Annotated in this window: 14 protein-coding genes and 1 tRNA gene; 12 read left to right on the top strand and 3 right to left on the bottom strand. The window is 64.0% G+C overall.

What is annotated here, in order from left to right; translation table 11 throughout:
- Positions 1–23: 23 nt before the first annotated feature.
- A complete protein-coding gene (aceA, locus tag EJ073_RS15245; RefSeq protein ID WP_126056457.1) occupies positions 24–1313 on the bottom strand; it encodes an isocitrate lyase in 1290 nt (429 codons plus the stop codon).
- Between the two features lie 250 nt (positions 1314–1563).
- Between aceA and EJ073_RS15240 the strand changes: the two genes are divergently transcribed.
- The 7 genes from EJ073_RS15240 to EJ073_RS15205 all read left to right on the top strand — a co-directional run bounded on the left by EJ073_RS15240 (position 1564) and on the right by EJ073_RS15205 (position 9999).
- Positions 1564–3009 (top strand): helix-turn-helix domain-containing protein, encoded by a 1446-nt coding sequence (locus tag EJ073_RS15240; RefSeq protein WP_126056456.1) that lies wholly within the window; start codon positions 1564–1566, stop codon positions 3007–3009.
- A 150-nt stretch (positions 3010–3159) separates the two neighbouring features.
- The gene (locus EJ073_RS15235; protein WP_126056455.1) at positions 3160–4062 is read left to right on the top strand and encodes a DUF2167 domain-containing protein; all 903 of its coding nucleotides are present in this window, start codon (positions 3160–3162) and stop codon (positions 4060–4062) included.
- A 171-nt stretch (positions 4063–4233) separates the two neighbouring features.
- Positions 4234–5196, top strand: coding sequence for a DMT family transporter (locus EJ073_RS15230; RefSeq protein WP_126056454.1), 963 nt, complete (start codon positions 4234–4236; stop codon positions 5194–5196).
- 360 nt (positions 5197–5556) lie between these two features.
- The gene (locus tag EJ073_RS15225; protein WP_126056453.1) at positions 5557–6654 is read left to right on the top strand and encodes a polyamine ABC transporter substrate-binding protein; all 1098 of its coding nucleotides are present in this window, start codon (positions 5557–5559) and stop codon (positions 6652–6654) included.
- Between the two features lie 409 nt (positions 6655–7063).
- Positions 7064–8203, top strand: a complete 1140-nt coding sequence (locus EJ073_RS15215) for an ABC transporter ATP-binding protein (protein ID WP_126056452.1) — start codon at positions 7064–7066, stop codon at positions 8201–8203.
- Between the two features lie 9 nt (positions 8204–8212).
- Positions 8213–9184, top strand: a complete 972-nt coding sequence (locus EJ073_RS15210) for an ABC transporter permease subunit (protein ID WP_126056451.1) — start codon at positions 8213–8215, stop codon at positions 9182–9184.
- Positions 9181–9999, top strand: a complete 819-nt coding sequence (locus EJ073_RS15205) for an ABC transporter permease subunit (protein WP_126056450.1) — start codon at positions 9181–9183, stop codon at positions 9997–9999. The genes EJ073_RS15210 and EJ073_RS15205 overlap by 4 nt, the downstream gene beginning before the upstream one ends.
- Before the next feature lie 17 nt (positions 10000–10016).
- Here the strand turns inward: EJ073_RS15205 and EJ073_RS15200 are convergent, their stop codons facing one another.
- Positions 10017–11873 carry an AsmA family protein gene (locus tag EJ073_RS15200; protein ID WP_126056449.1) on the bottom strand — a complete coding sequence of 619 codons (1857 nt, stop codon included), beginning with the start codon at positions 11871–11873 and terminating at the stop codon, positions 10017–10019.
- A gap of 264 nt (positions 11874–12137) precedes the next feature.
- Here EJ073_RS15200 and EJ073_RS15195 point away from each other — a divergent pair, with 264 nt between their 5' ends.
- Complete coding sequence (locus tag EJ073_RS15195) at positions 12138–14096, top strand: acetoacetate--CoA ligase (RefSeq protein ID WP_126056448.1); 1959 nt, start codon at positions 12138–12140, stop codon at positions 14094–14096.
- Between the two features lie 249 nt (positions 14097–14345).
- Here EJ073_RS15195 and EJ073_RS15190 read toward each other — a convergent pair whose 3' ends face one another.
- Positions 14346–18305 carry a PAS domain S-box protein gene (locus tag EJ073_RS15190; RefSeq protein ID WP_126056447.1) on the bottom strand — a complete coding sequence of 1320 codons (3960 nt, stop codon included), beginning with the start codon at positions 18303–18305 and terminating at the stop codon, positions 14346–14348.
- A gap of 247 nt (positions 18306–18552) precedes the next feature.
- On the opposite strand from EJ073_RS15190, the gene EJ073_RS15185 reads away from it, so the two are divergent.
- From EJ073_RS15185 to EJ073_RS15170, 4 genes are all read left to right on the top strand, one after another.
- Positions 18553–19011, top strand: coding sequence for a phasin (locus EJ073_RS15185; RefSeq protein WP_126056446.1), 459 nt, complete (start codon positions 18553–18555; stop codon positions 19009–19011).
- A 358-nt stretch (positions 19012–19369) separates the two neighbouring features.
- Positions 19370–19446 (top strand) — tRNA-His (locus EJ073_RS15180).
- 270 nt (positions 19447–19716) lie between these two features.
- Positions 19717–20403 carry a GntR family transcriptional regulator gene (locus EJ073_RS15175; protein ID WP_126059237.1) on the top strand — a complete coding sequence of 229 codons (687 nt, stop codon included), beginning with the start codon at positions 19717–19719 and terminating at the stop codon, positions 20401–20403.
- 460 nt (positions 20404–20863) lie between these two features.
- On the top strand, positions 20864–21751 hold the full coding sequence (locus EJ073_RS15170; RefSeq protein ID WP_126059236.1) for a dihydrodipicolinate synthase family protein: 888 nt from the start codon (positions 20864–20866) through the stop codon (positions 21749–21751).
- The last annotated feature ends 216 nt before the right edge of the window (positions 21752–21967 follow it).

Here is a 21967-nt window from a genome sequence, read left to right as displayed (position 1 = left end):
TGTTGGTCGTCTTCTGTGGCAGCTCACTCGGCTGCCGGCTTGAACTGGGCGTGCTCGGTCGATTCATGCATGGCGGTGGTCGACGACTGACCGCCGGTGATCGCCATCGAGACCGCGTCGAAATAGCCGGTGCCGACCTCGCGCTGGTGCTTGGTCGCGGTGTAGCCATGGACCTCGGCCGCGAATTCAGCCTCCTGCAGTTCCGAATAGGCCGCCATCTGCCTCGCCTTGTAGCCACGGGCCAGCTCGAACATGCCGAAGTTGAGCTGGTGGAAGCCGGCCAGCGTGATGAACTGGAACTTGTAGCCCATGGCGCCGAGTTCCCGCTGGAACTTGGCGATCGTCGCGTCGTCGAGGTTCTTCTTCCAGTTGAACGACGGCGAGCAGTTGTAGGCGAGCAGCTTGCCCGGATGATGCCTGCGCACACCCTCGGCGAACTTCTTGGCCTGCGCCAGATCGGGCTTCGAGGTCTCGCACCAGATGAGGTCCGCATGCGGCGCATAGGCAATGGCGCGCGCTATGCAGGGCTCGATGCCGTTCCTGACCTGGTAAAAGCCCTCGACCGTGCGGCCGGCATCATAGTCGACGAAGGGCTGGTCGCGCTCGTCGATATCCGACGTCAAAAGCTTCGCCGCCTCCGCGTCGGTGCGTGCCACGACCAGCGTCGGCGTGCCCATTACGTCGGCCGCGAGGCGGGCCGCATTGAGGTTGCGGATATGCGCCGCCGTCGGGATCAGGACCTTGCCGCCGAGATGGCCGCACTTCTTTTCCGACGCCAGCTGGTCCTCGTAGTGGACGCCGGCCGCACCCGCCTCGATGAAGGCCTTCATTATCTCGAAGGCGTTGAGCGGTCCGCCGAAGCCGGCCTCGGCGTCGGCGACGATTGGCGCGAACCAGGTCTCGACCGAAAGCCCCTTGCCTTCGGATGTCTCGATCTGGTCGGCGCGCTGCAAGGTGCGGTTGATGCGCTTGACCAGCTCCGGCGCCGCATTGGCGGGGTAGAGCGACTGGTCGGGATACATGGCGGACGCGGTGTTGGCATCGGCCGCGACCTGCCAGCCTGACAGATAGATCGCCTTCAGCCCGGCTCTGACCTGCTGCATGGCCTGGTTGCCGGACATGGCGCCGAGGGCGTTGACGAAGTCCTCCTCGTGGATGAGTTTCCACAGCCGGTTGGCGCCCATTTCGGCAAGGCTCTGGCGAATCTGGACCGAGCCGCGCAGCCGCTTCACATCCTCGGGCGAATAGGGCCGCTCGATACCATCGAAGCGACCTTCGGGCGCGGATGGGACGAGGTTGTAAAAATCGGTCATTGGATACTCCAGTTCATTCGAGGTCGGTTCTTGGAAACGTCGCGTCATGGGAGTTGTGCGCCGTTGGTGTGTGACATCATTTACATCGCCCTGCGAAACACGCGAGTAAAACCGAGCTTTTGGCCGAAAAATAAGGGAAAATTAGTGTTGCGCTTGACTGGTAAGCTCTGTAAATTTGTCACGATTGTAAAAGGTTGCGCGCAGGCCTCTGCGGCCAGATCGTGTAAATTCCTGTCAAGGATGGATTTGAGTGGCTGACCAGAAGATTTTTGCCGGGCCGCGCATCCGCCGCATCCGCAATGCCAAGGGCCTGACCCAGACGGCGATGGCCGAAGGGTTAGGCATCTCGCCGTCCTATCTCAATCTGATCGAGCGCAACCAGCGGCCGCTGACGGTGCAACTGATCCTCAGGCTGGCCTCGGTCTACAAGGTCGATCCGCATGAATTGCAGGGCGAGGCGAAGGGGTCGATTTCGGCGCTCAAGGAAGTGTTCGGCGACCCGCTGCTGGCGGCCGAACTGCCGGGCGACCAGGAGCTGATCGAGCTCGCCGAAGCGGCCCCCAACGCATCCGCCGCGATGGTGAAACTGTTCCGCGCCTATCGCGAGCAGGCCGAGCGGCTTTCCGATCTCAACGAGCTCCTGGCGCGCGAGGGCCGCGCCACCGCGCTGTCCGGCGCCCGCCTGCCGGTCGATGAGGTGCATGAGATATTCGAGCGCCGGCCGAACCATTTCGCCGCGCTGGAGGAGGAGGCCGAGGCCTTCACCGCGCTGCTTGACCCCGGCGACGACCTGTTCGGCGCGCTGAAAGCCTGGCTTAGGCGCGAATACGGCATCGTCGTCAAGGTGCTGCCCGTCGCCACCATGCCGAACTGGCGCCGCCGCTACGATCGCCACTCGCAACGCCTGTTCCTGTCCGAGCGGCTGTCGCCCTTCGACCAATTGCGCGAAGTGGCGATGGAAGCCTCGCTGATCCGCATGACGGTCGCGGTAGCTGGAGAGATCCAGGCGCTGAAGCTGACCACGGACGAGGCCCGCCGGCTCGCCCGCTTCGAGCTCGGCCGCTACGCGGCGCATGCCCTGATGATGCCCTATCAGGCCTTCCATGCCGCCGCGCTGCGTGCCCGTTACGATATCGACGTGCTGCGTTCGCGCTTCGGCGTGTCCTTCGAGCAGGCGGCCAACCGCCTGACCATGCTGCAGCGTCCCGGCGCCTCCGGTGTGCCGTTCTTCATGCTTGAGGTCGACAATGCCGGCAACCGCTTCCGCAAGGCGGGCAGCCAGGGCTTTCCGCAGAGCCGCTTCGGCGGCGGCTGTCCGAAGCTGCCGGTCCATGCCGCCTTCACCCAGCCCGGCCAGATCCTGGTGGAGGCGGTGGAAATGCCTGACGGCGCCGAATTCCTCTGCATTGCCCGCACGCTGGAAGGGCCACAGGGCGCGTTCTCGGAGCGGCCGCGCCGCACGGCGCTGCTCATCGGCTGCGATATCGGCTTTCGTGACGAGATCGTCTATGGCGGCGCCCTTCCGGGAACGGCGAGCGGCAAGTCGGGGCAGGGCGTCGCCGTCGCCACGCCGGTGGGACCCGCCTGCCGGCTCTGCGAACGCATCGGTTGCCTGGCGCGCGCCGAGCCGCCGGTGACGCGGCCGCTTGGCCTGGACGAGATGGTGACCGGCTTGAGCGCCTTCGATTTCCAGTGACGTCGATTGTGCTGGTCGGCCCGGGAGGCCCATCCTCCTTTGCAACAGCAAGCCATTGAGGGTTCTCCACGCAATCTTTCCGTCGGCAATATTGATTAAGCATTAGCGCCGCGATATCAAAAACGAATTGCGCAAGACTGGGGGTCGGCGATGAACAGGAAAGTTTTTTGGCTTGGGCTGACGCTTGCCCTTTCAGCCTCATCCGCATTTGCGGAGAAATCCTCGGAATTCTTCAAATCGTACCAAGAGTACAATGATGCCGGCAAGGCATTCCTTGACAAGATCGAGCCCAGGACCGGTGCGATAGATCTTGCCGAAGGCGTGCACCTCGATCTCAAGGGTAAGTTCTACTTCCTGGACAAGAAGGATGCCGCCTCCGTCCTGACCGAGGCTTGGGGCAATCCGCCAGATGCCGGTGCCGACTCCGTCGGTATGATTTTTCCGACCAGCCATGATCCCATCGCCGAGAACAATTGGGGCATTGAGTTGCGCTGGGAAAAGATCGGCTATGTCGATGACAGCGACGCCGCGTCGATCGACTACGCTGAATTGTTGCGCAGCATGCAGGAGGACACCCTGTCCAGCAACGATCAAAGGGTGAAGGACGGATTTCAGCCCGTCACCTTGATCGGCTGGGCCTCGCCGCCCGTCTACGATGCCGTCAACAAACGTCTGCACTGGGCCAAGGAGCTGCAGTTCGGAACCGATGCCGTCCACACGCTCAACTACGATGTGCGCTTTCTCGGCCGGGAGGGGGTCTTCGTGATGAGCTACATCGCCACGGTGGAGCAACTGCCCGAGATCAGGCAGAGCCTGGACGAGGTCCTTGGCCTCGCAACCTTCAGCCCGGGCAAGAAGTATGTCGATTTCAGGCCAGGCTTCGACACCGTCGCCGCTGTGGGCATCGGTGGCCTTATCGCGGGCAAGCTGGCGGCCAAGGCCGGACTGCTGGCGGTGGCGCTGATTGCGCTGAAGAAATTCGGTGTGATTTTGCTGGTCCCCCTGGTCGGCCTCTGGCGGCTCATTCGGCGCAACCGGGACGCCTCCTCTTAACCGGAGGTATCGGCCGGGGCTGGACGCGTTGGTCGAGCTAATGCGCCAGTGCGCCAAACGGAACGCGCGGCTGGATCACGCCTTGCAGCCGCCGATGCGTTAGGCGAATGCAGCGCGGTTCTGTCGCCCATCGCGCATCGTGCCGCCCTGAAATCGCCGACAGTCGCAACCATGACCGACGCCGTATCGCACGCTTCGCCAGCCGTCCCGCCGCGCCCGGCCATCTCGCCTGGCGACGAGCGCCTTGGCATGCTGCTGGTGTTCCTGTCGGCGCTGATGTGGAGCTTTGGCGGCACCATCGCCCGCTTCATCGACATTACCGACAACTGGACGATTGTATTCTGGCGCTCGCTCTGGGCGGTGGCCTTCCTGCTCTGCTTCATGGCTTGGCGCGACGGCTGGCGAGGCACGCTGAAACTGTTTCGTGGCATGGGCCTGCCCGGCCTTGCCGTCGCGATCTGTTTCGCCACCGCGTCGACCTCGTTCATCGTTGCGCTTTCCTACACCACCGTCGCCAACATCCTCTTGATGCAGGCCGGCGTGCCGCTGCTTGCCGCGCTGCTTGCCTGGGTGCTGTTTCGCGAGCGGGTGGCGGCGGCGACCTGGGTGGCGATCGCCGCCGTCATCGCCGGCGTCGCCATCATGGTCTCTGAATCGCTCGACGGCACCGTGTCTCCCGTCGGCGACAGCCTGGCGTTGCTGATCGCCTGCATGTTTTCGGTCGCCACGGTGATCACCCGCCGCTTCGCCCATGTGCGCATGACGCCGGCCAACTGCCTCGGCGCGCTGCTCGCCGGCGCGTTCGCGGCCTCCCAGGCCTCGGAATTTGCCGTTTCCGGCCGCGACATGGGCTTCCTGTTCGCCTTCGGCGTCCTCAACCTCGGCGTCGGCCTCGCCTTCTTCGCTACCGGCGCCCGCCTCGTCCCGGCGGCGATAGCGGCGCTGCTCGGCACGTTCGAGCCGATCCTTGGCCCGATCTGGGTCTGGCTCGTGCATTCGGAAGTGCCGTCTGTGCGCACCATCGTCGGTGGTGCGGTCGTCGTCACGGCGCTGCTCGTCCATATCGGGCTCGAGTTCAAGCGGCAGCCGCGCCCCCAGCGCCCTGGCGTCACCGGACTGCCATCCCCCAATTAACGCAGCGGATGCGCCAAAGCGCGAGATGGGCCATTGACAACGTCGTTGCCGGGCGGGCAGGCTAAGGGCACGGCAACAACAAGACAGGCGTATCTTGCCAAGTCTCAATGCCGGTCCAATCGGAACCGGACCACATCGTCATATCCCTGCCCGCGCCATGGCGAAAGCCTCTGACGACGTCGGCACATCCCCCAGGCCACGGCAACGGCCCAAAGCTTTCATCGGCCTCATGTCGGACCGCCGCGCAGCCGGCCGTTCGCGCTTGTCGCTCTCCAGAAAGCTCAATAATCTGAAGCAAATGCCCAGCCGCGCGGAGGCCGCGACGGATTGGCGACGGAACACTCACCAAAGGAGAACAGCATGACCCGCAAAGCGCTCTGGCTTTCGGCGACCTCGGCATTCCTGACGCTTTTCACCATCGGCGGCCACGCCGAGGACCGCGTCGTCAACGTCTTCAACTGGTCCGACTACATCGACAGTTCGATCATCGACGATTTCACCAAGGAAACCGGCATCAAGGTCGTCTACGACACGTTCGATTCCAACGAGATCCTCGAAACCAAGCTTTTGGCCGGCGGCAGCGGCTATGACGTCGTCGTACCCAGCGGCAATTTCCTCGCCCGCCAGATCCAGGCCGGCGTTTTCCAGAAGCTCGACAGGTCGAAGCTGCCGAACCTGTCGAACATGTGGGACACCGTTCAGGAGCGCACCGCCAAATACGATCCCGGCAATGAGTATTCGATCAACTACATGTGGGGCACCGTCGGCATCGGCTACAACATCAAGAAGGTGCAGGCGGCCCTTGGCACCGACAAGATCGACAGCTGGGATACGTTCTTCAATCCGGATACGCTGGCCAAGCTGAAGGATTGCGGCGTCTATGTGCTGGATTCGCCCGCCGACATCATCCCGGCGGCGCTGAAATATCTCGGCCTCGACCCGAACAGCACCTCGCCCGATGACATCGCCAAGGCCGAGGAGACACTCCTGAAAGTCCGGCCCTATATCCGCAAGTTCCACTCGTCCGAATACATCAACGCGCTCGCCAACGGCGACATCTGCCTGGCTGTCGGCTGGTCGGGCGACGTCTTCCAGGCGCGCAACCGCGCCGTCGAGGCCAAGCAGGGCGTCGAGATCGGCTATTCGGTGCCGAAGGAAGGCGCCCAGATGTGGTTCGATCAGATGGCGATCCCGGCCGATGCGCCGCATGTCGCCGAGGCGCATGAGTTCCTCAACTACATGATGAAGCCGGAAGTGATCGCCAAATCGTCCAACTATGTGCTGTACGCCAACGGCAACAAAGCCTCGCAGCAATTCGTCGACAAGGCGATCCTCGACGATCCGGCGATCTATCCGGACGCCGCGACCTTGCAGAAGCTGTACACCGTCCAGCCATACGATCCCAAAACCCAGCGCGTCATCACGCGGACCTGGACCAAGATCGTCACCGGCCAGTAGGCGATCGGCACGACCCCGGCGCCTGGCTGCCGGGGTCGCTTTGCTTAAAAGCAATTCCAGGAAAAGTGCGAAGCGGTTTTCCGTCCGGAATTGCGTAGGAACAGAAGAGCAATTCCAGGAAAAGTGCGAAGCGGTTTTCCGTCCGGAATTGCGTAGGAACAGAAGAGCAATTCCAGGAAAAGTGCGAAGCGGTTTTCCGTCCGGAATTGCGTAGGAACAGAAGAGCAATTCCAGGAAAAGTGCGAAGCGGTTTTCCGTCCGGAATTGCGCAGGAACAGAAGAGCAATTCCAGGAAAAAGCGCGTAGCGGTTTTCCCTCTGGAATTGCGTGGGAAATATCCGGAGCGGTTCGACGGTTCTATCAAGAGCTGAACCACTCCTGGGGACGAAAAACAGGACGGAGTGGGGAAATGAAATCGCTTGGCAGCATCCGCAGGGACTTCACGCCATGGAATGATCCGAACGCCAAGCCCTATATCCAATTCGACAATGTCACCAAGAAGTTCGGTGACTTCACCGCCGTCAACAACCTGTCGCTGACCATCTTCGAGCGCGAGTTCTTCGCGCTGCTCGGCGCATCCGGCTGTGGAAAGTCGACGCTGCTCAGGATGCTTGCCGGCTTCGAGGAGCCGACCGCCGGGCGTATCCTGCTCGACGGCCAGGACCTGCGCGGCATCCCGCCCTACCGGCGGCCGGTCAACATGATGTTTCAGTCCTATGCGCTGTTTCCGCATATGACGGTGGAGAAGAACATCGCCTTCGGCCTCAAGCAGGAGGGCATGCCCGCCCCTGACATCGAAAAGCGCGTCGCCGAAATGCTGAAGCTGGTCAAGCTCGAGCAGTTCGCCAAGCGCAAGCCGCACCAATTGTCGGGCGGCCAGCGCCAGCGTGTCGCGCTCGCCCGCTCGGTCGCCAAGCGCCCGAAGGTTCTGCTGCTCGACGAGCCGCTCGGCGCGCTGGACAAGAAGCTGCGCGAGGAAACGCAGTTCGAACTGATGGACCTGCAGCAGGAACTCGGCCTCACCTTCGTCGTCGTCACCCACGACCAGGAAGAGGCGATGACCATGGCCGACCGCATTGCCATCATGGACAAGGGTGAGGTCATGCAGGTCGCGACGCCGGCGGAAGTCTATGAAGCCCCCAGCTCTCGCTTCGTGGCGCATTTCGTCGGCAACGTGAACATGTTCGAGGGCAAAGTTGCCGAGCGGGCGGCGAACACGACGCGCATCACCGGGCTGACCGGAGCCCAGATCGTTGTCGAGAATGGCGGCGATACCGCCGCCGGCGCCGACATCGTCTTCGCCATAAGGCCGGAGAAGATCAAGGTTTCGTCGAAGAAGCCGGCCGATGCCGTCAACGCACTCGAAGGTGAAGTCTACGACGTCGCCTATCTCGGCGACATGACCGTCTATCACGTCAGGCTCGACGACGGCCAGATGGTGCGGGCGAGCGCCTTGAACGCCTCGCGCATCACCGAGGACCCGCTGACCTGGCACGACCGCGCCTGGGTCTCCTTCCGGCCCGACGCCGGCGTCGTGCTGACGCGGTAGGGGGCAATCATGTCGAGCGCCGCGACCGCCGCAACAACCCCGTCGGCAGCCGATGCCGCCAAATCCCCGCTGGCCCGGCTGGGCTCGGCCTTCGTCGGCCGCCTGGTCATCATCGTCCCCTATCTCTGGCTGCTGTTCTTTTTCCTCATCCCGTTCGTCATCGTCTTCAAGATCTCGCTGTCGCAAACGGCGATCGCGATGCCGCCCTACACGCCGGTGCTTGATTTCAGCGGCGGCTGGTTCGGTTTTGTCGGACAGCTCAGAGAGCTCAGCATCGACAACTACACTTTGCTGACCAAGGATTCGCTGTACTTCAATGCTTATGTGACCAGTCTGATCATCGCCGCGATCTCGACGGTGCTGACGCTGATCGTCGGCTATCCCATCGCCTACGGCATGGCGCGCGCGCCGGCGGCGATCCGGCCGACCTTGCTGATGCTGGTCATCCTGCCATTCTGGACCTCGTTCCTGATCCGCGTCTATGCCTGGATCGGCATCCTCAAGCCGGAAGGCTTGCTCAATGAGTTCCTGCTTGGCATCGGCATCATCCACGAGCCGCTGCTCATCCTCAACACCTATAAGGCGATCTTCATCGGCATCGTCTATTCCTACCTGCCGTTCATGGTGCTGCCGCTCTATTCATCGCTGGAGAAGATGGACCATTCGCTGATCGAGGCCGCCAAGGACCTTGGCTGTCCGCCGATCAGCGCCTTCTGGAAAATCACCTTCCCGCTGTCGCTGCCGGGCGTCATCGCCGGCTGCCTGCTGGTGTTCATCCCGGCAGTCGGCGAGTTCGTCATTCCCGACCTGCTCGGCGGCTCGCAGACACTGATGATCGGCAAGACCTTGTGGAGCGAGTTCTTCGGCAACCGCGACTGGCCGCTGTCGTCGGCGGTTGCCGTCATCCTGCTGCTGCTGCTGATCGTTCCGATCATGCTCTTCCAGCGGGCCCAGGCGCGCGCGCAGGAGCAGGGCAGATGAACACCACCTGGAGCCGCTTCAACATCACCTCGGTCGTGCTCGGCTTTGCCTTCCTCTATCTGCCGATCGTGCTGCTCATCGTCTTCTCCTTCAACGAGTCGAAGCTGGTCACCGTCTGGGGCGGCTTCTCGACCAAATGGTACGTCTCGCTGTTCCACAACCAGGGCCTGATGGACGCGACCTGGGTGACGGCGCGCGTCGGCGTCATTTCGGCCACCGTCGCCACCGTGCTTGGCACGCTCGCCGCCCTCACTTTGACGCGCTACACACGCTTCCGGGGACGCATCCTGTTTTCCGGCATGGTCTTTGCGCCGCTTGTCATGCCGGAAGTCATCACCGGCCTGTCGCTGCTCCTGCTCTTCGTCGCCGTCGGCCTCGACCGCGGCTTCCTTACCGTCACGCTCGCCCACATTACCTTCACCATGTGCTTCGTGGCCGTCGTCGTGCAGTCGCGCCTGGTCTCGTTCGACCGCTCCCTGGAGGAGGCGGCGATGGATCTCGGCGCGCCGCCGGTGAAAACCTTCTTCCACATCACTCTGCCGGTGATCCTGCCGGCGATCGTCTCCGGCTGGATGCTGGCCTTCACGCTGTCGCTCGATGATTTGGTCATCGCCTCCTTCACCTCGGGGCCGGGCGCCACGACGCTGCCGATGAAGATCTACAGCCAGGTTCGCCTTGGCGTGACGCCGGAAATCAACGCCGCCTGCACCATCCTGATCGCGGTCGTCGCCGTTGGCGTCATCATCGCCTCGGTCGCCAACAAGCGCCGCGAGGTCCAGCGCCAGCGCGACGAGCAGGCCGCGCAGCGAGGCTAGGGCAGGCAAGCGCGAAATTATTCGCCGGAAACGCCGCGGCTGATCGGCGAGATGAACGGCGTGCTCCAGGTGCCGCCGACGAAGAAGGTCGACTGCTTGGGCGGCGCCGGCTGGCCATTCGCCTGCGCGGCCGGCGGGTCCGGCTGGACGATGCCGCCGGACAGCGCCAGCCCGCGTCCGGCATAGGAGGCGATGCCGGACAGCCAGATCTTGGATTTCGCCGAATTGGCTTCGGCCTTGTCGAGTCGCGCCACACCCTTGGAGATGCTCGCCTTGATCTCGGCCCCGTCGATCGGCAGCGTTCCGTCGGCGACGTCGTCGAGCGCGAAGAAGCCGCCCTGGTCGGTGCGCTTGAGGAAGGCCGGCAGGTTGAGCCCGGTGAGCGCGCCCGGCCCGACGGTTGCCGAGACAGAGCCATCGGCGTTTTCGAAGATGGAGTTCCAGGATTTGCCCGGCCCCTTGAGGATGACCGAGACGGTTGCCGTCCCGACAGGCACCAGTCTCGTCATCCCTGCCGCCGTGGCGAAGGCGCCGCCATCGACGTCGGAGGCGAGAAGTCGGATCTCGACCTGCGTGCCTTCGAGCTTGCGGTCGAAGCGCAGGCTGCTCTGGATGTTGCCGCCGAAGGCAGAGGCGTCGGAAATGTCGAAGACGGCAAGTCCGTTCTTGACCTGCGCCGTAGCGGCGACGTCGGCAAGCTGGACCGGTCCTGCCGTGGCATGCGCCGCCGACACGCGGAGGTCGAGATTGATCTTGTCGGCGAAGCTGGTGTCGATCTCGCCGGGACCCGCTTCGCCGGTTGGCGCCAGCGGCGTGAAGGCCGAGAGGAACGATCGGAGGTCGAGCGTGTCGAAGGCGAGTGTGCCGGAGATGACCGGCAGTGCTTCGCCGAAGGAGAAGTCAAGCGCTCCCATCCCCGGATTGTTGTCGAGCGCCACAGTGGTGTTTTCGAACTTCACCCGGCCGGCGGCCGCCGTCACCTTGCTGGCGACCGAGACCGAGCCGATCGCGGCTCCGGGCGCGATGCCGGCCTGCGACCACTCCAGCGCGCGCCGCAGCGAGGGCGCGGCGAATTTCGCCTGGCCGTCGAAATAGGCGTTGTCCGACATCGAGGCTACGCCTTCGAAGGAGAAGGTAGCAGGTGCCGCCTTGACGGAGAGCGTGAGCGGAGCAGCGCCCCCCGCGAACAGTACCAGCGGCTTGGGCGACGCGAAGTCGACGGCGACGCTTTCGCCGCGCCAGATGCCGGTCGCCGTCAGCGTCGCGTTGCTGTTCATCGCCGCCCAGTTCGCCTGCCCGGTCAGGCTGCTCAGGATTTCCTGGTCCTTGCCGCCGAGCGAAGCCACCACGCGGCCGTCCCTGAGTTCCACCGTGCCGAACGGGTCCGAGGGCAATTTGCCGAGATCGGGCTTTTGCGGGTTGGCGGTGACGAGGCCTCGCGCGGTGTCGATCGAGCGCGTGATGCGGCCGCCGGTCGGGATGGCCGGCAGGAAGAAGCCTCTGGCGGTGCGCTGGACCCTGATCGTCGGCCGCACCAGCCGCGCCGTCGAGAACACGACGTCGCCTTGCAAGGCGGCCATGGCCGAAAGATCGACCTCTACCCGTTCGGCCTCGATCACCGGCGGCGCGTCGGTCTCGGTCCATTGCGAAAGCGTCACGTCGGTCAGGATGGCGCGGAAGGTGGGCCAGACCTCGATGCGCGGCGAGCCATCGATAGTAACCCTGAAACCGCTCCAGGCGCTCATTTCCCAGGCGATGCGGTCGCGCACGATGCGGGTCGAGGCGATCAGCGGCAGCGCGGCGACGACCAGCGCGATGACGAGCACGGCAAAGCCGATCGCCCATGCTCCGCGCCGGATCAAAGATGATGGCATATCGCCCTATATGCTTCCATTGCCGACAAATCGTCCGACGGATGTACCCCAGCGCCGACGCATTTCAAGTCTTTATGGCCCGGCGATGGCATTTGCGCACATCTGAAGCCGCCGGCCGAACAAAATCTTGCTCTGCTGCGCTGCGGTATGCATAAGCGGTGCCACCGGCCGTCGCCGGAAATTACACGCCGGTTTTGGGACAACGACGTACGCGGCGTTGGGCTTAACTGCCGCGAACGCGTCGCGTTTTTGGGAGGAACGAGCATGGCCGCCGACACCGCCTTGTGGACGCCGACGCAAGACCAGATCGACGCGGCGCCCATGACCGCCTTCATGAAGGCCGCGGCGGCCAAGACGGGTACGGCCTTTTCCTCCTATGCCGAGCTCCACCGCTGGTCGATCGACGAGCGCGAGGCGTTCTGGGGCCTAGCCTGGGATTTTTGCGGTGTCGTCGGCGACAAGGGCGAACGCGTGCTGGTCGACGGCGACAGGATGCCGGGCGCCGCCTTCTTTCCCGACGCCAGGCTGAACTTCGCCGAGAACCTGCTGAAGAAAACCGGCTCCGGCGATGCGATCGTTTTTCGCGGCGAGGACAAGGTCGAGCGGCGGCTGTCGTGGAACGAACTCAATGCGCTGACGTCGCGCCTGCAGCAGCTCTTCCTGTCGCTGAAGGTGAAGAAGGGCGACCGCATCGCGGCAATGATGCCCAACATGCCGGAGACCGTCGCCGCCATGCTCGCCGCCGCTTCGATCGGCGCCGTCTGGTCGTCCTGTTCGCCGGATTTCGGCGAGCAGGGCGTTCTCGACCGTTTCGGCCAGATCGAGCCGGTGGTCTTCATCGCGCCTGACGGTTACTGGTATAACGGCAAGGCGATCGAAGTCGCCGACAAGGTCAGGGCGGTGGCGGCCAGGCTTGCGAGCGTCCGCAAGGTGCTGATCGTCGACTATCTCGGCACCTCGGCCGACGTCGCCGCGACCATCGACAAGGCGGACGCCCTGGAGGCGGCCTTGTCGTCCTTCGTCGCGAAGCCCGTAAGCTTCGAACGGCTGCCGTTCGCGCACCCGCTCTACATCCTGTTCTCCTCCGGCACGACCGGCATTCCGAAGTGCATCGTCCATTCGGCCGGCGGCACGCTGATCCAGCATGTCAAGGAACAGCGCCTTCATGCCGGCCTGCTCGATGGCGACCGCCTGTTCTACTTCACCACCTGCGGCTGGATGATGTGGAACTGGCTGGTCTCCGGCCTCGCCTCGGGCGCGACCCTGCTGCTCTATGATGGCTCGCCCTTCTATCCGGACGGCAATGCGCTGTTCGATTTTGCCGACGCCGAGAAGATGACCTATTTCGGCACCTCGGCGAAGTTCATCGATTCCGTGCGTAAGGCCGGCCTCAAGCCGATCGGCACGCACGATCTCTCGAGCGTGCGCACCATCTCGTCGACCGGTTCACCGTTGTCGCCGGAGGATTTCCGCTTCGTCTACGACGGCATCAAGACGGATGTGCACCTGGCCTCGATCTCCGGCGGCACCGACATCGTTTCCTGCTTCGTGCTCGGCGTGCCGATCGAGCCGGTATGGAGCGGCGAGATCCAGGGGCCCGGGCTCGGCCTTGCCGTCGATGTCTGGAACGACGACGGCAGGCCGGTCAGGCAGGAAAAGGGCGAACTGGTCTGCGCCAAGGCCTTTCCGGCGATGCCGATCGGCTTCTGGAACGACCCGGAGGACAAGAAATACAGGGCCGCCTATTTCGAGCGCTTCGACAATGTCTGGTGCCATGGCGATTTCGCCGAATGGACGGCGCATGGCGGCATGATCATCCATGGCCGCTCCGACGCGACGCTCAATCCGGGCGGGGTCAGGATCGGCACGGCCGAGATCTACAATCAGGTCGAGCAGATGCCGGAGATCCTCGAGGCGCTGTGCATCGGCCAGGATTTCGACAATGACGTGCGCGTCGTGCTGTTCGTGCGGCTGGCCGCCGGCGTGAAGCTCGACGAGGATCTGGAAAAGCGCATCCGCGCCAAGATCCGCACTGGCGCCAGCCCGCGCCATGTGCCGGCCAAGATCGTCGCGGTCACCGACATTCCCCGCACCAAATCGGGCAAGATCACCGAGCTCGCGGTGCGCGACGTCGTCCACGGCCGCGCCATCAAGAACAAGGAGGCGCTGGCCAATCCGGAAGCGCTGGAACTGTTCCGCAATCTGCCGCAGCTCGCCGACTGAACTGCCCTGGCATGGTTAACGAAAAATGTCGGCCGAATTTACCTAGATTTCACGAGTGGTACACATTCGTAAATTTTTTGGCGGCCCGGTAAGAACTTGTTAAGGGACGGCGCCGATAGTCGCACGTAACTTGAGGGAGAAATCCCGTTCCTCGTCCCCTGAGGTTCAGATTCGCTCAAGCCCCCGTTGTGACAGCAATCCCATCCTTAAGGCGTCCCGTTGGACGCCTTTTCTTTTTCCCGCAGTGCGCTATTCGGCCAGCACCCGGGTCGATGGGAAGGCGACTTCCACCAGCGTGCCTTCGCCGGGCGTCGAGGTGATGCTGAACCGCGCCCGGTTCGCTTCCACCATGGCCTTGGTCAGCGGCAGCCCAAGCCCGGTGCCGTCACCGCGTCCGCGCTTCAGCGCATTGATCTGCTTGAACGGCTTCAGCGCCTGCTCGATCTCGGCCTGGCTCATGCCGATGCCGGTGTCGCGCACCCGCATGACGACGTCGCCGGAGGTCTCGTAAGCGGTGGACACGATCACCTGGCCGCCGGCCTGCGTGTAGCGGATGGCGTTCGACAGGATGTTGAGCGCGATCTGGCGCACGCTTCTGAGGTCGGCCACCACTTCCGGCAGCCGCGAGGCGAAGCTGGAACGGATGATGACGCGCTCGCGATTGGCCTGAGGCTGCATCATTGCCACCGTTTCGGCCAACGTGTCGTTGAGCGACACCGCCTCGTAATCCATCTCCTGCTGGCCGGCCTCGATCTTGGAGATGTCGAGCAGGTCGTTGACGAGGTCGAGCACATGGTTGCCCGACCGGTTGATATCGCGCAGATAGTCGCGGTAGCGATCGTTGGCGACAGGACCGAACTTCTCGTCCACCATCAGTTCCGAGAAGCCGATGATGGCGTTGAGCGGCGTGCGGATCTCGTGGCTGATGCGGGCCAGGAAATCCGTCTTCTGCGAGGAGGCGCGCTCGGCCACGGCGCGCGCCTGGGTAAGGTCTTCCTCGGCCCGCTTCCACTGCGTGATGTCGCGCACGACGGCGCAGAAGCCGCTGTCGCCGGGCAGCCGGCCGATGGTCATGAACAGCGGAATGAACCGTCCCTGCGACTCGCGCCCGATTACCTCGCGGCCGTCATTGAGCACGCTCGCCACGCCGGGTTCGGACAACCCGCCAAGATAATCGCGCGCCGCGCGCTGGCTCTCGATGGCGAACAGCGAGGCGAATGGCTTGCCGGCGACCTCGTCGCTGTCGAAGCCGAACAGCGCTTCCGCCGGCCGGCTGATCGAGCGGATGTTGCCGTCGCGGCCGATCAGCACCACGCCGTCGGTGGCGGTGTCGATGATGGTGCGCATTTCGGCGATGCGGCTCTTCAGCTCGGAAGTGTCGGGCTGCTGGGTGGGCTCGTCATTGGCGGCGCTGAAATGCGCGGGCGCCGCGCCCTCCTCGCCGGAGCGGCGCACCACCAGCATCAGCGCCTTGCCGGCGCGCCACGGCACCGAGCGCAGGATGGCGTCGATCGGGAATTCCTGCCCGTCGCGCGTCTTCAACTTGAGCGCATGGTCGCTTTCGCCGGCAGCGCCGTCCTCGGGTGGCGAATAGGGATCGGCAAATAGGGCGCCGAGCCCGCCGGCATCCGTCAGCTCGTCGAGCGTGTCATACCCGGTCAGGCGCAGGAACTCGTCATTGGCATAGTAGAGCGCGTCGCCGGAGTGGATGAGCAGCGGCACCGGCAGCTTGCCGAGTATGGAGGTATCGGGCGCCTTGGCTTCCTCACCGGTCGAGAAAGCCGATGGCACGAAGCCGTCGAGCCGCAGCGGCGGCACCTGCAGGCGCGGCCGCTCCGCCGCGGGCGCAGCCGCATCGGCAGGCCCGGCATCGTCGGGGGAGGCTTCCTCACCGGACGCTGCCCAATCCTCGCTGTCCTCGGCATCGCGGAAATCGTCCGCGGTCATGCTGTCGTCGCCGGCGCGGCCGTCGGGCGGTGTCCCGACAATATCGAACCGGGTATCAGCGGGCTCCGCGGCCTCTGCCGCTGCCGTCGTTTCGTCCGGTCCGGCAACCGGCGCGGCGTCGCTGCTTTCGGCCACCGGGCCGGTCTGGTCGTCGCTGCCCGCGTAGTCGAGCAGCGAGCCCGAGACCGGGGGCGGGGTAGCCTGGCCGGCGGAAGGTTCTTCGGCAATCTCGTCCGGTTCGCCGTCGAGGCGAGCCAGATCGCTCTCGTCCTCGGCATCGTTCTCCTGCGGTTCCGCCGGTTCCGCATCGTCTTGCGTCGCGGCCGCCGGCGCTTCCGTGCTCACTGGCGTGCCGGTGTCATCCCGGGTCCCGGCCGCCGGCTGCTGGTCGGCGTCAGTCTGTTCAGCCGATGGCTCGACCGGCCCCTTGGCTGGCGGCGTGGCACCGGTGTGCGCCGGAGCTTCGGGCAAAACAGATCGGTCGGACTGTTCGGTCTCGGCAGGGCTGGCGGGTTTCTGCCCGGCGTCGGGCCGCGGGGCAGGGGGCGGCTCGGAGGGGGCGGAGCTGTCCCTTTTCAGCCGCTCGCCGATCTCGCGGAATGCGCTGCGTTCCAGCGTCGACAGGCCTTTGTCGTTGGCCGGCTGCCGGTGCTCGGCCAGCCGGATCACCTTGTCGGCGAAACGCCGCTCCGGCTTCGACACGATGGTCAGCGCCGGCACCTCGCCCTTGAACGGGTCGGCTGGCTTCGGGGTTTCCGCGACAGTGTCCTCGACGGCCGGCTCGCTCGGCGCCGGCCGCTCGCCATCGGCAAGCGGCCCGCCATTGGGGACAAGCGCCATGCCGATGGCTTCCGGATCGACGACCGCGTCGCCGGCCCGGGCAACGCCGAAGCCGCGAAAACCCTCGAAGGCGCGGCTGCGGCCATAGACCGGCAGCGCCGCCAGGTCGACCGGTATCTTGAGATCGGTGCCGGCAACCGGCCACAGCACCGAGCGGCCGGACCACGTGTCGCGGCGTTCGAGCAGGCCGGCGATCTCGCCCGAGGCATCGAGGCCGAAAGTGGTGGCCACATCCTTGAAGCGGCGGCCGATCACGTCGGCGGCGGGCTTGCCGACGATCTCGGCGAATTCGGCCGACAATGCGCTGAACTTGCCGTCAGCGTCGGTGCGCCAGACGAAGCGCAGCGGCGGCGCCGACCGATCGATCGTCCGCCCGGCGGCCGGCGCGGCGGCGGCCTGCCGAGGCGCTTCGGCTGGCGACGCCGGCTCCGCCGCCTCGGCCTTGCCGGATGCATGGTCCTGATGCCGTGCCTCATCGCCGCCGGCGTTGAAGTACCAATGGTCGTGCTGCGGCTGCGTCTCGCTGGCCGTCGCCCGGTCGCCCACCGCCGCTTTCGGGCTCTGTCCAGTCGGGCCGGCAACTGGGCCGCCGGCAGGGACGGCAACGCCCTTGGCCACCTCCGGCGTGGACTCGGCCATCACGTCCGGCGTCGTGGGCGAAGGTTCCTGCCTTGCCTCCGGCACAGCGGAAGGCGCCTCCGCCGGCAATGCCGCGGCTGCCGGAGCGTCGCCCCCCGGCTCACCCGGCCGCTCTTCGTCGAGTTGGGCTTCGTCGATGACCACCAGCAAGTGGCGCGTTTCGGTCAGCCGCGCGAGGCCGGCCGGATAGGAATTGCTGCCGCCCGGGACCAGGCGCTTGACGATGCGGTCGCTGTCATCGGCTACGTCTGCGACCAGCGCCGCCAGCGTCTCGGGCAGGATGCCCAGCGCCGCAAAACCGTCGGAGGCGGCCTCTACCTTGCCCGCTGCGTCGACGAAGGCGATGAAATGGCCGTCCTCGGTGAAGCCGCCAATGGCGCGGCTGGCGATCTCTGCAGCACTGCGCGAGCCGGTCTGCGCCGCGGGCACCGTGAGCATGATCGCTTTCTCGCCGTCTGGCATCGCCACCGCGCTGGCCAGGAAGCCGACGGCGCGGCTCACCATCCCGGTCGCCAGCCGCAGCGTGATGGCCCGGTCGCTGCCGATCTGCGGAAAACCGCTGGTCGCCATGATCTGGCGCCTGGCGATCAGCGGCAGCCGCGCCGAGGCGCCGATGATGCCCTCGATGTCCGGATAGCCGAACACCGCCGCTCCGGGGCCGTTGGCCCAGATCACCTGTTCGAGGTCGGCCGACAATATAGCGATCGCATCGCCGGCGGCGAAGCGCTGGCGGACCGCATCGAGCACGGCAACGTCGAGGAAGGAATAGTTTTCGGGCGGCATGCGCTTGGCGAATCCCTCCGGCGGGCAATTTCAGTTAACGCTTTGTTAATAAAAGCGGGCGGTGCGAAGGTCCACAAGCCAAGGCGTGCGGCGGGCGAAATCTCTGAGCGCTTGGTTAACGGCGGGGAAGATTCTGATGGTGCACTGCAACAAAGATGTTGCAATGCACAAAAAAACCTCTATATTGCCATCATACATGAACGAGACGGCTTTCTGTCAAAGCCGCTACCCGCGAAAAGGATGGAAAATGTCCAAGATCAAGACCGCCGAGACCATCGAGAACGTTGAATTCCCGAGCTTCGACGCTTCCAAGGCCACCGACCAGATCCGCGCCTTCGCCGAGAAGGGCGTCGAGCAGTCGAAGGAAGCCTATGCCAAGTTGAAGACCGGCGCCGAGGAGACCCAGAAGGTTCTGGAGTCGACCTTCGAGACCGCCAAGACCGTTTCCGGCGACCTGTCGCTCAAGACCATCGCCGCGCTGCGCGCCAATGCCGACGCCGGCTTCTCGCATCTCGAAGCCCTGGTCAGCGCCAAGTCGCTGTCGGAAGTCGTCGAGCTGCAGACCGCATTCCTGCGCAAGCGTGCCGAACTGGCCGTCGAGCAGGCCAAGGAATTCCAGGCCGTCGCTTCCAAGGCTGCCGAGGACGTCTCCAAGCCGATCAAGACCGCTTTCGAGAAGGCCTTGAAGGACATCAAGGCCGCCTAATATCTTCGCATAACTCGGCGATGCATCAAAACGTCGCATTTTATCAGACAAATAGATGTGCGATAGAGTTGTCCAAGCGAATACCCGGCGGGCGGAACCTCCTCCCTCTGCTCTCCGGGATGACCAGCCAGCACCTCCTCCCGCTGGCTCGTAACAGGAAAAGGCCGGCACCTCCTCCCGCCGGCCTTTTCTTTTGCCCGAAATTGGCTGGTTGAAAACCGGGCGCGGTTCGCAGAACCCGCCTTTGCCTCATCAAGGGCCTTGAATTAGGCTCCGATAGTCCGTATTGGACGCATCGCCGAACGACAGAGCGGATCTGGAGAGCAGAGCTTCCCCTGGATCGCGCTCCGGCAGACGTGCCGTTGTAGCTCAGCTGGTTAGAGCGCCGGATTGTGGATCCGGAGGTCGCTGGTTCGATCCCAGCCAACGGTACCATCGGCTTAAGTATTTGATCTTGCTAAGAATTTCATAGCTCAGCCTGGTCGCGCCGGCTTATGGCATTCGAAGGAAAAATCCTTCTGGCCCCTCTGCGCGTCACCGCTGCTTATGCGATCGGCTGATAGCTCCCATCGAGAGCCGTCGATCCACTCGTCCAAAAATTGTGTACCAAGAAAATACAATCCGTTGACACGCCCACAGGTGCGTGCGACTCTCTTCAGGAGTGCCAAGTATGATCGACTGGCAGGGTTGATTCTGAGGTGCGCGATGAAGGGAAGCAAGGGCAGTCTTTACGACGATCTGAAGCGTCGCATCCTGACGATGGAACTCGATCCGGACGAGGATCTGGACGAGGTAGCGTTAAGCGAGCGCTACGGCCTGTCGCGCACTCCGGTGAGGGAAATCTTCCGCAGATTGGAGGGCGAAGGCTACATCGAAATTCGCGCCAACCGGGGTGCCCGGGTCGTTCCGATGAATCACTCGACCCTTAGGCAGTTCTTCCTCGTCGCTCCCATGGTCTACGCCGCCATCGGCCGGCTGGCGGTGCAAAACTTCAAGCCTTCGCAGTTGGTAGACCTGAAAGACACGCAGGAGCGTTTCCGCGCCGCGAGCAAGTCGGGCGACGCACTGTCGATGGTGGTCGAGAACAACAGGTTTCACGAGATCATCGGCGAGATGTCCGGAAATGCCTATCTTCAGCCGAGCCTCGGCAGGCTGCTGATCGATCACGCCCGTATCGGCCACACCTTCTTCCGGCCCCGCAATGATGACATGCGTCGGCGTTTGGGGATCGCCGTCGAACACCATGACGGCTTCATCTCGGCCATTGGCGGTCATGATGAGAACGCTGTCGTCGACCTGGTGTTCGAGCATTGGGAACTGTCGCGCGAGACCATGGAGATGTTCATCGCACCTCAAGGCTTGAAGGCGGATGCCCTGGTCGGCGATTCCTGACGGCTGCGCTCTGTCCTTCTGAAAAACCTTCCATTCTGCCACGTTATGGTTTGTCTGGGACTGTTGGTCGGCTGCGGCGCCACGCTCGCGAGACTCCCAATAGCCGCCAGTCCGCATAGCATGCGGCGTCATCGAGGCATGCCTGCCCTTTTCGCTCTGATTCTGTCACGCCGCCCGGTTGCGGCTCTGTCCCGGCGCCATTGTCGTCGCATCTCCGGCCACGGACGGCGGTTCGGTTCAGGGCATCAGCATTGTGTTATCCAATTATAAGATTTGTGTACCCAAAAAATACAATTTGTTGACTCCGGCACGCCGGTGTGCAATCTTGCGCGCCATCAAATGCGATCGACCGGGTTTCGGGCGCTGAGGATTTCTCAGGAGAGTTCTCAGACGGTTCTCCTTTGGCCGAATGACGCATTGGTCGGAAACGGCCGCTCCGGGACAGGAAGCCTGCATGAACATGTCCGATTTCCCTTTCTCAGGATTGAACCTCGCGATTGCCACGCCATTCGACGCGCAAGGTCGCATCGATCTCGGCAGGCTCGAGCAGAACATCGAGCGCTATATCGCGGCCGGCATACGGGGCTTTGTTCTGAGCTCGGGCACGGGCATGCACGCATACCTGTCGGCGGACGAGTCGAAGTCTCTGGTCAAAAAGGGCGCCAAGATCATCAACGGGCGCGCCAAGATCATTGTGCAGACCTGCGCGCTGCTCGTCGAAGATGTTGTCGAGCGGACCCGCCACGCCAAGGATTGCGGCGCCGATGGGGTGATGGTGCTGCCGCCCTTCTTCGAAGGCCCAACGGATGACCGGGGCATTGTCGACTTCTACACGGAGGCCGCAAAGGGCGGACTGCCGATCATCGGCTACAACGTGCCCCAGGCGGTGGGCGTTGCGATCACGCCCTCGCTGCTGAGGGAACTGTGCGCGATTCCAGGCTTCTGCACCGTCAAGGATAGCGGCGGCGATCTCGGCAAGCAGGCTTCGCTCATTCGCACCGGCCTTCCGGTCATGAATGGCGCCGACCACCTGGTGGCCTATGCCCTCTACGCGGGATGCAGCGGCCTGATATGGGGCGGAGCAAATTTTGCGCCCAGGACAACCGTGGCCCTGGTTGAAGCGGCAGCCTCAAAAGACTGGGCTGACGTGCGCAAAATCTGGGCGTCGCTCGAGCATGTCATGTCCCTTCTTTGGCAGGGCGACTACGTGCAGTCGGTCTATGCCGCGGCAGACTTGGTCGGCTATGGCGCCGGAAGTCCCCGCAAGCCTTTGCGCGCGCTCCCCGCCGACAGAGTAGCGACGCTGCGACGGGCGCTCGGCACCCTCGTCGAGCGCGAGGCGGCCTGATCGTGAGCCAGAAAGCCAAAGTCTTCTCAACTTTCCTGCCGGCGAACCGTGGCGCCTCACCTGTCACGTCGATCGGGGCAAAGGTGCGGATGGCGGTTCGCGAGTGGAGGGCGGGCCGATCCGCGACGTCCGGGTAGGCGGCGTCGCTGCAGGCGCAATCGGGAGACGATGAAACGCCTTCTTGCATCACCCTGCTAGTTCAGTTTCGCCGGGCGG

The organism is Mesorhizobium sp. M4B.F.Ca.ET.058.02.1.1 (assembly GCF_003952505.1).
In the GTDB taxonomy this organism is placed as follows: domain Bacteria; phylum Pseudomonadota; class Alphaproteobacteria; order Rhizobiales; family Rhizobiaceae; genus Mesorhizobium.
The sequence above is the reverse complement of the archived record's forward strand: the minus strand, read 5'-3'. Positions and strand labels throughout refer to the sequence as shown.

What these genes read in the sequence shown, in the direction of transcription:
- aceA (WP_126056457.1), bottom strand. Translation starts at nt 1,313, where the DNA reads ATGACCGATTTTTACAACCTCGTCCCATCCGCGCCCGAAGGTCGCTTC.
- EJ073_RS15235 (WP_126056455.1), top strand. Translation starts at nt 3,160, where the DNA reads ATGAACAGGAAAGTTTTTTGGCTTGGGCTGACGCTTGCCCTTTCAGCC.
- EJ073_RS15230 (WP_126056454.1), top strand. Translation starts at nt 4,234, where the DNA reads ATGACCGACGCCGTATCGCACGCTTCGCCAGCCGTCCCGCCGCGCCCG.
- EJ073_RS15225 (WP_126056453.1), top strand. Translation starts at nt 5,557, where the DNA reads ATGACCCGCAAAGCGCTCTGGCTTTCGGCGACCTCGGCATTCCTGACG.
- EJ073_RS15215 (WP_126056452.1), top strand. Translation starts at nt 7,064, where the DNA reads ATGAAATCGCTTGGCAGCATCCGCAGGGACTTCACGCCATGGAATGAT.
- EJ073_RS15210 (WP_126056451.1), top strand. Translation starts at nt 8,213, where the DNA reads ATGTCGAGCGCCGCGACCGCCGCAACAACCCCGTCGGCAGCCGATGCC.
- EJ073_RS15205 (WP_126056450.1), top strand. Translation starts at nt 9,181, where the DNA reads ATGAACACCACCTGGAGCCGCTTCAACATCACCTCGGTCGTGCTCGGC.
- EJ073_RS15200 (WP_126056449.1), bottom strand. Translation starts at nt 11,873, where the DNA reads ATGCCATCATCTTTGATCCGGCGCGGAGCATGGGCGATCGGCTTTGCC.
- EJ073_RS15195 (WP_126056448.1), top strand. Translation starts at nt 12,138, where the DNA reads ATGGCCGCCGACACCGCCTTGTGGACGCCGACGCAAGACCAGATCGAC.
- EJ073_RS15190 (WP_126056447.1), bottom strand. Translation starts at nt 18,305, where the DNA reads ATGCCGCCCGAAAACTATTCCTTCCTCGACGTTGCCGTGCTCGATGCG.
- EJ073_RS15185 (WP_126056446.1), top strand. Translation starts at nt 18,553, where the DNA reads ATGTCCAAGATCAAGACCGCCGAGACCATCGAGAACGTTGAATTCCCG.
- EJ073_RS15175 (WP_126059237.1), top strand. Translation starts at nt 19,717, where the DNA reads ATGAAGGGAAGCAAGGGCAGTCTTTACGACGATCTGAAGCGTCGCATC.
- EJ073_RS15170 (WP_126059236.1), top strand. Translation starts at nt 20,864, where the DNA reads ATGTCCGATTTCCCTTTCTCAGGATTGAACCTCGCGATTGCCACGCCA.